The sequence below is a fragment of the Pleionea sp. WD8-19 genome, from assembly GCF_055326765.1.
In genome coordinates this window covers 1-12,311 of sequence record NZ_JBUZOU010000005.1, presented here as the reverse complement: position 1 = coordinate 12,311, position 12,311 = coordinate 1, and the positions used below count along the sequence as shown (strand labels likewise).

At 41.9% G+C, this 12,311-nt stretch carries 4 protein-coding genes; all 4 read left to right on the top strand.

The genetic code is table 11. The features are described from left to right. The first annotated feature begins 3 nt into the window (after positions 1–3). Positions 4–5,847: a carboxypeptidase-like regulatory domain-containing protein gene (locus tag ACTUJY_RS07460; RefSeq protein WP_463615446.1), complete on the top strand. Its 5,844-nt coding sequence runs from the start codon at positions 4–6 to the stop codon at positions 5,845–5,847. 9 nt (positions 5,848–5,856) lie between these two features. Beyond that, positions 5,857–6,759 (top strand): hypothetical protein, encoded by a 903-nt coding sequence (locus ACTUJY_RS07455; protein ID WP_463615445.1) that lies wholly within the window; start codon positions 5,857–5,859, stop codon positions 6,757–6,759. Positions 6,760–6,993: 234 nt separating this feature from the next. Continuing rightward, positions 6,994–7,755, top strand: coding sequence for a DsbA family protein (locus ACTUJY_RS07450; RefSeq protein WP_463615444.1), 762 nt, complete (start codon positions 6,994–6,996; stop codon positions 7,753–7,755). Positions 7,756–7,809: 54 nt separating this feature from the next. Then, the coding region (locus ACTUJY_RS07445; RefSeq protein WP_463615443.1) for an Ig-like domain-containing protein at positions 7,810–12,311 on the top strand (4,502 nt) is incomplete at its 3' end.

The window sequence follows — 12,311 nt, the reverse complement described above, 5'->3', positions numbered from 1 at the left end:
GTAGTGCAATTCATTTTCAGGGGATGTGCGAAATTCGCAAATAAAGTTTTATTATTTTTGTCGTTAATCTGTGTTACTAAGCCATTGTTAGCTGGTGAATATACCATTTGGGGTGCGGAGAGTTTCAGTAGAAGCAGTGGCAAACCCATAACGGAAACACGCACTTTCAACTTAAGTGGACTTCCCGACAGCGCGTTATTGAAAATTTATAACGGAGGGATGGAAGACAGCGATGTAACTGGTGAAAAAGTGAGCTCTTCCACGGTTGTTTTCAACGGGCAAACGGTAGCAAGTTCATCCAACTTCAATAAAAAAGTTTCTTATTTGGAAGTTCCCGTTGCATTAGCTTCAAATAATACGGTAAATGTGACATTGAAAGGTAAGCCTGGTGGGTTGGTCACTTTACTTATCGTTGGTTATGAAGATTCAGCGCCTTCAATCACTTCAATAACTCATCCTGAAGCGAATAGTTTTGGTTGGAATAACTCATCCGTACAAGTGTCCTTTCAATGTGCGGACTCGCAAAGTGGAGTCGCATTTTGTAGCAGCCCAAGTACGCTCACAAATGAAGGACTTAATCAAACCGTTATTGGAACGGCTAAGGATAGAGCAGGTAACGAAGCTACAATTACAACTTCCGTTAATATAGATTTAACGGCTCCTAGTTTGTCTTATAACACTTCAATTAACGCTAATTCATTGGGATGGTTTAATGCTCCAGTGACATTGAACTTTTTATGTTCAGATGAGTTGAGCGGTATTGACAATTGTTTACCTTCTCAAGTTTTGGTTGATGAAGGTCAGAATCAGGTGATCAATAAGTCAGTCAGTGACAAAGCTGGAAATACGAAAACGCTCTCTCAAGCGTTTAGCTTGGATTTTACACCACCAACGATTACTAAAAGTATTACACCGTCAGCCAATACGTTGGGCTGGCACAATCAAGATATCTCCGTTAGCTTCGCGTGTAATGACGACTTGAGTGGCGTAAAAAGTTGCCCGTCGGCTCAAGTTATCACTCAGGAAGGAACAAGCAATTTGTCGGTGGAAGCTATTGATAATGCCGATCATTCGACTGCATTGAATATGAATGTTCAATTGGATAAAACAGCGCCAAGTATAGCGGTTAATTATTCCACTGCGGCGAACAGTAAGGGCTGGATTACCGAGGCAGTAACGGCAAGCTTTCAATGTCATGATGCTTTAAGCGGTGTTGCAGAGTGTACGGCTCCAATAACCATTAACCATGCTGGCCGCGATGTTGAAGTTCGTGCTACTGCATCAGATAAAGCTGATAATGTTCAAACTTTTCTCGATAAAATTAATATCGATTTAGCCATTCCATCACTACAAATTACGGCGCCCACAGACAATTCAACGCTAAACCAGCTAACTGCATCGTTAAGTTTTACTGCAAATGACGATGTTGGTATAGATTTCAGCCAAACAAAAACTCTCATCAATGGCAATCAAGTAGACTTTCATTGTAATGGAACAGGCAGTGTACGCAATTGCGAAATTAACCAGGGCTTGGTCAAAGGGCAAAACTCAGTAAAGGTAACCATCGAAGATTTTGCAGGAAGGACAAGCACGCATTCCATTACATTATTTACGGATCTTGATGGTGACTCTGTTTTGGACCACCTTGATCAGTGTGATTCAACGCCAGCCGATGAAACAGCTAATGCACAAGGGTGTTCACCCTCGCAATTGGATGACGACAATGACGGAGTGAATAACGCGTTGGATCAGTGTCCAAATACAAATGCTGGTGAATCCGTTAACGCGCAAGGTTGTTCGGCAACTCAATTGGATAGTGACAACGATGGTATTAATGATGCGTTAGATCAATGTCCTAACACCCCACCGGGCGAAGCAGTGAATGAGCAAGGCTGTCCATTAGCACCGCAAGACACTGATAATGATGGCGTGGTTGATACTGACGATCAGTGTCCTAACACTGTACCTGGCACGCCTGTCGCTGAAGATGGTTGCGATCCGACGCAAAGAGACACCGACGGAGATGGTGTGATCGATACTGAAGATGCTTTTCCACACGATGGTACTGAATGGAGCGATCTAGATGGTGACGGTCTGGGCGATAATTCAGACGCTGACCGCGATGGTGATGGCGTACCTAACGATCAAGACGCCTTTCCAGAAGACAACACCGAGTCGAGTGATCTTGATCAGGACGGTATTGGTGACAATGTCGATACCGATCGTGATGGTGACGGCTTTGATAATGAGTCGGATGCGTTCCCAGATGATCCTAATCGTCATAAATTACCCAGTATTACTATAGAAACTCCTAAAACATTGACCACAGTTGGTGTGAGTCCAGTGCTGGTTTCGGGGACGGTTGATCCATCTGCTGTCGCTCTTACTCTCAACGGTGTCGACATTCCATTGAATGGTGAAAGTTACAGTGGTTTTGTGACCTTGGAAGAAGGGCACAATACTGTTGTTGCTCGAATGGTTGATACCACAGGCGTTGTATCTACGGCTTCTATTTCCATTTCGCTCGACTTAACCCCGCCATATTTAACGGTAGAGTCACATACCGATGGACAAACGGTTTACGAACCAACCGTGACCATAACTGGGCTGGTTAATGACATAGTTCGCGGTACCATTGAAGAAAACCAAGCGGTTGTTCTTGTAAATGGCGTTTCGGCAGAAATTAAAAATAGAAGTTATATGGCTCGTGATATTGAGCTAGAAGAGGGTGAAAATACCATAGAGATTATTGGTCGAGACCAAGCAGGGAATCAATCTCAGGAAAGCATCAATCTTTATTTTGAACCGAATGTAGGTGGCACGGTTACCATTCTTAGTGGCCAAGATCAAAAAGGTATTATCAATCAAACACTCGAACATCCATTAGTGGTTGAAGTACTTGATGCAGATGGTCAGCCTTTGGCAAATAAACCGGTGGTTTATCGTGTGGTTCAAGGCTCTGGAATTCTAATGCCGGAAGATGATTTGAAAGGTCAAGGATTTGTTGCAATAACCGATGAAAATGGACAGGCGAGTGTGACATACCAGTTAGGGCAACGTGCCGGTGTAGGTAATCATAAAGTTCGCGTGCGTGTAGTTGGTTTTAAAGACGATGCTTTATTTTTGGCCAGTGCATCACCTAACTTAGGTAACAAACTGAGCGTTAATTCGGGCAATAATCAACGCGGCGGTATCCACGAGCCTTTGCCAGCACCGTTTGTCGTTGCGGTAACTGATGCAGGGAGTAATGTTATTGCCAACTCACGTGTTCAGTTTGAAATGCTTGAAGGCGGCGGTCATTTCCAAAACGATATGCAAAGCATCACGGTGACCACTGATAGTGATGGTCGCGCTTCCGCGCATTATACGCTTGGTGGAGTTACCGGGCTTGATAAGCAGCGGGTCAAAGCCACTCTTATCGACGCTCCTGAAGGACAAACCTTAACGGCAACTTTCACCGCTTCGGGTTTTGTATTAGGAAACCCCGGTGAAACCTCTATTAGTGGTACCGTTTTGGACAATCAAGATAAACCATTACCGGGCGTAACCGTGTTGGTTGAAGGTACCAACCGTACGGCGGTTTCTAATGAAGAAGGCCTGTTTAAAATTGAAAACGTACCCGTTGGTCCGGTGCATTTAATTGTTGATGGGTCGACTACCACGGCAGAAGGAGAATACCCCAGCTTAAGTTATAACCTGGTAACGGTATCTGGAGTGGATAATCCTTTGCCTGCTCCCGTATATATGGTGAAGTTGAACACCGATAGCATGGTGTACGCCGGTGAAGAAGATGTAGAGCTGACTTTAAAAGAAGTGCCTGGCTTTAAATTAGAAGTACCAGCCGGCTCCGTCACTTTTCCAGATGGCTCTAAAGAAGGTTATCTTTCGGTTACTGTGGTGAATAGTGCGAAAGTTCCTATGGCTCCGCCAAATGGCATGCAACCTCAATTTATCGTCACCATTCAGCCGACTGGAGCGATGTTCGATCCTCCAGCTCGCTTAACTTTACCGAATGTGGATGCACACCCTGCAGGTGCGCAAGTGGAAATGTTTTCTTATGATCACGACTTGGAAGAGTTTGTCGCGATTGGTCTAGGAACCGTAAGTCAAGATGGTTTAACCATTCAATCGAACCCAGGTGTAGGTGTCGTTAAAGCTGGATGGCACTGTGGTGCACAACCGGGTGGCGACGGATGTTGTTCTGGACCGGGTGAGTGTGATGATTATTGTGCGGTTCCGAGTTCGGACTGTGATGCAGGGTGCGAAATTGATGAAGATAAACCATTGCAACCTGAAAATCAGGTCGTTGGGAACTGTGCTTTAGAAACATGTGGCGGCAGTGAGTCGCCTTATCATGATCCCGAAGAGGATCAGCCAAATGACTGTCAAGATCACGTTTGTTTTCCTGTTCCTGGTTACGTATACGATAACTCCGAAACGCCTGAAGAGGATTGCATGGAGTGTAACAATGGTAAGCAGCCTGTTACTGACCATGTTGAGAGACGAGAACAATTACCAGATGATTGTAAAGTTTTGTTCTGCGATGGCAATCACGAAGATGCGCCTGAAGAGCCGATGCCGGAATCCTCACAAGTTGTTGGTGACTGTAAGCAACTTAAATGCGATGGTTCGGAAGAACCTTTTAATGACCCGGAGCCGGATTTTGATTTTAATGATTGTAAAATGGCAGTTTGTAACGGTACCGAGAATGAATACGTATTAGCCAGTTGGCAAACACCAGAAAGTGACGAGCCAGGAAACTGTGCAAGTTATGAATGCACGGGTTTTGAGCCGCCTACAGCTGAACTTGTGTTTGACTCTTACGATCTTCCTGAAGATGTTCCGTTTGATTGTCGAAAACCAACTTGTCGCGGGATAGATAGTCCTGACAATAGTTATTATGCAGCCGAAGATTACGACTCTAGCTTCGAGCAAAAAGAAGCATGTAAAACTACTAAATATGAATGTAAGTTTATTGATTTATACAAAGGTGAGCAGGTAGAAAAAGAGGAAAACCTTCCTGTTGGAGCAGTACCTCAGGAGGGGCCGGATAAAGATAATCAATGTAAAGAGTGTGATGGAATGGGGGGGGTTAGAGACATTGACTTATCTCAATATAACGAAGAAAAGGTTTCTTTATCGATAGAAATTCCACAAAGCTTACCTGAAAAAATTGAATCACTAGTAAGTGCTATACCCGGAGTTAATGCTCAATTGTCGGTAGAGGTTAATCCAGTAGAGGCGACTCTCAAAGCTTGTTGTAATAAGGACTTAGGTATAATAGAGCCTTCATTAAGAACCGGTGCTTGGACGGCAAGTTCGTCAGTTGCGGGTAAAATAGCAATTGATGTACAACTTATTCCACCACCTCCTGCACAGACTTTTAAAAGAGAAATATGGTTTGAGTCTTGGGCCGGCGACTTTTATGCAGATGTGGAATTTTTCGCCGGAATCGGAGTGTTCGGAGAGCTTTCTGTTAATGGTAGCGTGAGAGCATCTGTCAATAATTGTCAAAATGAAGATTATTGTTTAGTCGCAAGTTTAACACCTTCTTTAAAATTGGGTGCCAAAGGTGGAATTTCTGCAAACTCATGCTTTTTAATTGATTCTTTTTGGGATATGGAAGGATGCGCTACTGTGGCAGGAATTTTAGAAGCATCGGGTTCAGTTGGTGGTTCGGTAAGTTACAACTGTCAAAGTGGTTTAGAGGGCTCTGGTGCTTGCTTTAACGGTATAGATCTAGTTGGAAAACTAGAGTTTACTGGCAAGGATATTGATGGTGATACGATGTTTGGATTTAAGTACGAGTATAAATTTGTTGATGGTGCGTTCAGAAAGTGTTTATAGGTATTCGTTATGACTAGAAAAACTGTTTTATTTGTCACTCTAGGGCTTTTAATTTCTTTAATCGCTTTCGGTACACTTTTTTTAACTGAATCGATTAGAGTACCTTTGCCATTAATAAAAGATAAGAAGTATTATAACTCTGGGGTATACCTTACTTTTAAACGTCAAAAAAATAGCGAAGCTGCTGCAGCGAAAATAGTTGATGAGTTTGTCAATTTAGCTAAATCTGAAAAGTCAAAAGAAGCTTTCAAATTGTTAAATGTCGAGCAGTCGAATATGACATTTGAAATCATTGAAAAGTCATTTATAGCTTTATTCAAAAATGCAGTGTCAACTAAAGTTGTAAGCTCCTTAGCCTATGATGGTTTTGTAAATATAATTATGGATATTTATTATGCAAATAACTCATCGAAAAAATTTCATTTTAAACTGGAAAAAGTTGGTGAGAAATACTTTATAAATCAAGTTAACTCAAAAAATCCAATTAACGGATTTTTGGGTATGAACTATAACGCACTTCGTAAAAACTCGGATTTTGAATATAGTAGAAGCTTTAGCTTTAATAAAAGTGATGGCTTGAATGAAATATTTAATGGAGTTGGAGTTGCTATAGACGACTTTGGGTTAATTAAGGACTTATCGAACAATACGTTGAAGAAAATAATTAATCTTGATGTTTCAGAGCAGATTAATGGAAAGCCGCTTTACTATATTAACTCAAGTGAAGTAGTTATTGTATTTTATGATATTTCGGAAAATCAAAATTTGATTCTTGAAAATAAAGGCAAAGATAAATATTTGGTTTACTTTTTCAAGTCAAATGAGGGTTTTGATTTTGATGTTAATTACTATTCACCGGTAAATGATATTTTGCTATCTGAACCTGTTTTAAAAATACTTGAGGGGATTTAAAGATCGTTTAAATTTATCAGGTAAAGTGGTTGTAAGTTATTTAATAATAGGAAAGACGTACGAGGTTTAATTACGAGTTTAAGTAAAGTTTAGGTTTACTTTTTGGCAAACTTAAAAGGTAATTAATCGAAGTGTTTGTTATTGTGATTTTGAAAAAAGCCATACTGTTAAATAATAGTAATTGGATTTATTGAGTGTTTTTATACGCATTGTTGTTATTAGAATAGAGTTGTTATGAGTTATATTAAATTGATTTATTGTCTAGTTTTAAGCTGCTTTCTAATATCCTGCTCCGAGCAGAAAAAAACAGAGTCATGGGCGGCTGATGAAGTGCTAATTCAGTTAACTGAGCTGCGTAAAGAAGTTCAGTCATTACGAAATGAGCTAAAGTCGATTAAAGATGATATTGGTAAAGTGGGTGGTCGAGCCCCCGCTCGTCAATTAACTTCTTTACCGATTGAAAAGCATACTGCGCTAGGCGAAGACTCAGCAAAACTTGCCATAGTCGAATTTTCCGATTTTCAGTGCCCTTATTGTGCTCGGCACGCAAAACAGGTTTATCCAAAGTTGAAAAAGCACTTTGTGGAAACTGGTAAGGTGCAATATTTTGTGCGCCATTTTCCGTTAGGCTTTCATGCACAAGCTCGTGACGCAGCTATAGTCGCTGAGTGCGCAGGTAAACAGGGCAAGCAGTGGGAGGTGCATGAGTATTTGTTCGAAAACTCACGACAGCTTAACGCTTCACTGTTCGATACAGTTCCATCCAAATTTAATTTAGATAAACCGCAATTTGATACCTGCAGAAATAATAAAGAGGTTGCAGAGAAAGTCGATGCCGACATGGTGCTAGGGCAACGTGCTGGTGTTACCGGTACACCTAAGTTTTTCGTCGGTAAAATAAAAGGTGATAAATTAGTTGATGCAATACCACTAAGTGGTGCTCAATCGTATCAAGCTTTTGAGCGAGTGATTAACGCTTTGTCAAAAGAGTCATAATAATCAAGTAATCGATAATAAAATAGCGATAAGAACAACTTCAGGGAATTCATAATGTATTTGAAATTGGGTAAATTGAAACTCAAATTGGCATTGGCATCAGTAGCTTTATTTGGTGCTACTTCATTAAGTGCTAATGCTGCCAAAGAAGAACTGATACTTGGTCCGGACTGTGTGGTCAATATTCTTAACCGCACGGTGCAAGCTGATGAAAATGGTCGTTTTGCTTTACCCAATGTTCCTTCCTTTATGGGGCAAATTAGAGCTCGGGCAACTTGTACTCGAAATGGAAAAACCGAGTCGGGTGAAACCGATTATTTTTCGGTCGTCACTAATGGAAAAGTGAATGTTGGAAAGTTTTACAAAGCGGTCTCTAATATTCCCACCAGTGTGCGCTTGTTAAACGGTTCTCGAATTGAACTAACGGCGGATCAAAATCAGGTACAGCTGCTACCTTTTGTGACATACCCGAATGGCGATGAAGCGGTTTTAAGAGAAGCCTCGCAAGGTGTGAATTACACCTCAACCAACCCTCTGGTTGCATCCGTCGACTCTGCTGGACTTTTAAAGGCCAATTCTTCTGGCGTCGCGCTACTTACTGTACGTATTGATGGTGTTGTAACGACGACCACCGTTTTTGTTAACTTGACGGGAGATTCGGATGGCGACGGAATACCAGATGGAATCGAAGTTGAATATGGCCTTAACCCTGATGATCCTGTGGATGCATTCGAAGATCAAGATAACGACGGTCTAACAGCACTCGAAGAATACAACTTGGGCACTAACCCTGTAGTCTCGGACACCGACGGCGATGGTATTAATGATGGTGAAGAATTAGTAGCTGGTGAAGATGGCGTCATATCCGATCCTTTGTTATTTGATACTGACGGTGATGGCCTCAACGACGGTTTGGAAGTGTTAACCGGTACAGATCCTAACGATGCTAACAGTGGCAGTATTTCTGCAGGCCTCAATTTTATTACTGTAACACCTGAAAATATCTTTTTAAGTTACAACACCATTGATGGTGAAAGCAGTGCTCAGTTGCAAGTAACTGGTCATATGCTCGATGGAAGCGAAATGAATTTAACCTCGCGTACGACGGGAACTAATTACACCTCGAATGACATATCAATTGTCAGTTTCGGACTAAGTGATGGACAAGTATTTGCTGGGCAAGAAGGTACGACTCAGATCGTTGTTACAAACAGTGGAAAATCATTTAACGTTAATGTCGGTGTGACGCAATTTGATCCTGTCGCGCTTTCGGCAATCACTATTCCTGGTTATGCCAATAACGTGGATGTGCAAGGTGATTATGCTTATGTAGCGAGCGGTGAACAGGGGTTACAAGTAGTTGATGTGTCCGATCGTGCCTCACCCGAAATTATTGGGGCATTTGATACTGCCGGTATTGCTATTGACGTTAAAATTAAAGGTGACATTGTTTATATTGCCGATGCTGATAACGGACTAGTGATATTAGACGTATCTAACCCCGCTTCTCCGCAGATGGTAGCGACAGTAGATACTGCTGGTGTAGCAAGGGATCTGACACTTAAAGACGATTTGATTTATGTTGCTGATGAAGTCGGTGGTGTTGAAATTATAAATATTTCCGATGTCTCTAAACCCTTTTCTCGTAATGTTATTAAAGCGCAGTCGAAAGCGGTTTCGGTATCGGCACAAGGTAATTTATTGGCCGTTGGAACCGAATCCAGCTTGACGCTTTACGACGTTTCCGAAGGTCACAACCCTCTGTTTTTGGACACAATTAATGTTGGCAACATAAAAGACATTGAGCTTGATAATGGCTTCGTCTTTATTGCTGCATACTCGACTGGGTGGCAGTCTTATCGCGTTACCGATGAACAAACTTTAGAGTTTGTTAGTGGCTCGCGACAGATAGTTCCTAGAAGTGTTGCGGTGACTGATGGGTTTGCTTTTTTTGCAGAGCAGTTATTTCCTAATGTTGTTGCCTATGTCAATAAGAAAAATCCCCAAACACCAATATTCCAAGGAACCATAGACTTAAGCTCTTTGGGCGATTATGCCGGAACGGGAATAGCGGTCGATAACGCATTTGCCTATATTACCGAGTTAACTTTTGTCGTTGGAAGTGACTACGGTAGAACTGGCAATACAAAATTATTCATTGCGCAATATCGTGATATTTCTGATAACAATGGTATATCACCCACCACAGAATTGGTGAACCCTAAAGCCAATTCTGTAGTGATTGAGCAAGAGAAAATAAAATTATCAGCGAACGCTTCGGATGATATAGCAGTAGCAAAAGTTGAGTTTTATATTGATCTCGAAAAAGTGGGTGAAGATACCACTTTTCCTTATTCAATCGATTATCAAGTAGCAAAGGACATCAGTTCTTTTCAAATTTTCTCGCGCGCGATCGATTTAGGAGGTAACTGGTCTAATTCTGCTGTCCATTGGATAGAGGTGCAACCCGATGACGATGAAGATGGTCTCGGCAATGAAGAAGAATTAGATTGGAATACGAATATTAATGATGCGGATACGGATGATGACGGTGTACTTGATGGTGAAGAAGTGGATCGTGGTATCGACCCAACTAATCCGGATACTGACGCTGACGGAATTAGCGATGGCATTGAAATTCAAAATGACACCGATCCTAATAACCCAGACACCGAGGCTCCAACGGTTGTTTTAACTGTTCCAGCGTCTGACGCCATCGACATCGCTGAGAATGCTCCAATTCAAATTGCGTTTAATGAACCTTTAAGGGAAAAATCAGTAAGCTCTGTTTCGGTGAAATTATTGGAGCAAGATTCAATTGAAGTGTCCGGAAGAATTAGGTTAGTCAATAACAATAGTGACATCGTCATTTTCCCCAATGAACTTTTAAAAGATTATACCGAGTATACTGTAAGAGTAGTGGGTGTAAGAGATGCCGCTGGAAATCCGTTGGCAAATGATTTTAGCTTTTCTTTTACTACCGGAAATACAGTGGATACTGAAAAGCCTTATGTTTCGATTGTTACGCCTACTAACAACAGTTCTGGTATACCCGTAAATACAAAATTGAGTGTGGTGTTTAATGAACGTATGGATCCCGATTCAATTACTGCGGATTCGTTTTATATTGTAGATACTACGACTAATGAAAGAATTGCGGGAAATATCAACCTGTTAGAAGACGGGCAAAGTATCGAATTTGTGCCAGCGATCAGTTTTCGAGTAGGACGCAGACATCAAATAGTACTGAACAATGGTTTGAAAGACCTGTTCGGTAATTCTATGAATACTGTTTATCATTATTTTACAACCAGTTTTGAGCAGGACAGTACAGCGCCGGCAATTGTGACCACAAGTTTTATCGATGGTCAGGAACAATTTCCGTTGAACGGTAAAATTAAAGTCCGCTTTTCAGAATCGATTAACTCTCTGACAATTGCGAACATTCGATTGACACTTAATGGCAATGAAATCCTAACAGAAAATACTTTAAACGCAGATCGTTCTACAGTAACTGTTAAGCCAAGAGTTGCGTTAACCGCAGATACTGAATATCAGCTGCATATTGAAAATATCGAAGATTTTGCCGGCAATTTACTCGCACGTAATCAATCCTTTTCGTTTACCACTGGTAATGCCAACGATGTAACAAGAGGAGCTGTGTTGCTTCGTTCTCCAGTCAGCAACCAAAGAGAGTTTCCACGTAATGGCGTTGTCACTTATAAGGTGAATGAGGCCATCGATCTTACTTCTTTGAATAACGGCTCATTTTATTTAATAAATGAAACCGAGGGCAGAGGGGTTGACGTTGATTTAAACATCAGTGAAGACGCCACTCTTATAACGCTTACTCCCAAAACATTATTACCTACAGGGCATCGTTTTAGAACGGTTATCAGTTACGGTGCCGGATTGTATGATTTGGGTGGGAATCGATTTCCATACGATAACCTCTATTTCTACACTGGCAACGATACCGAAACAGGCGAAGCCAGTATTACGGGTAGCAGTATTGAGCAGGTGAAGGATGCTGTGGCGCGCAATGCATCGGTTGTTGTGCGGCTGGATCGAGTGGTCAGTTCGGTTTGTGTGACCACAGAAACCGTGCGTTTGACCGATGGTGTGAATACCATCGAAGGCAGTGTTTCCTTAAGCAGTGATGGACGCTCGATTACGTTTAACCCGTCTGAAAGTTTGGCGGCCAATACGCAATACACGCTGGAGCTGGATGGTGTGTGCAGTTTAACTGGGCAAATCATGTCTGCAGCTTCCTTGAGCTTTACCACCAGTGACAGTGACGATACCACTCGACCTTCCTTGGTTTCTGTTACGCCAGCGCATAACAGTACGGAAGTCGCTGCCAACAGTACGATCCGTGTGGAATACAATGAACCACTGGATCCGATCCGTTTCGCCCAAAGAGTCTCGGAGAGTAACGTTCGGGTATACACCAACGGTGGCAACATTGCAGGTGATTGGAGTGTGAATGGTACTGTGGCAACCTTTACACCTCTCAATGACTTACCAGGCAGTACTCGCATCAACCTTCGACTTTA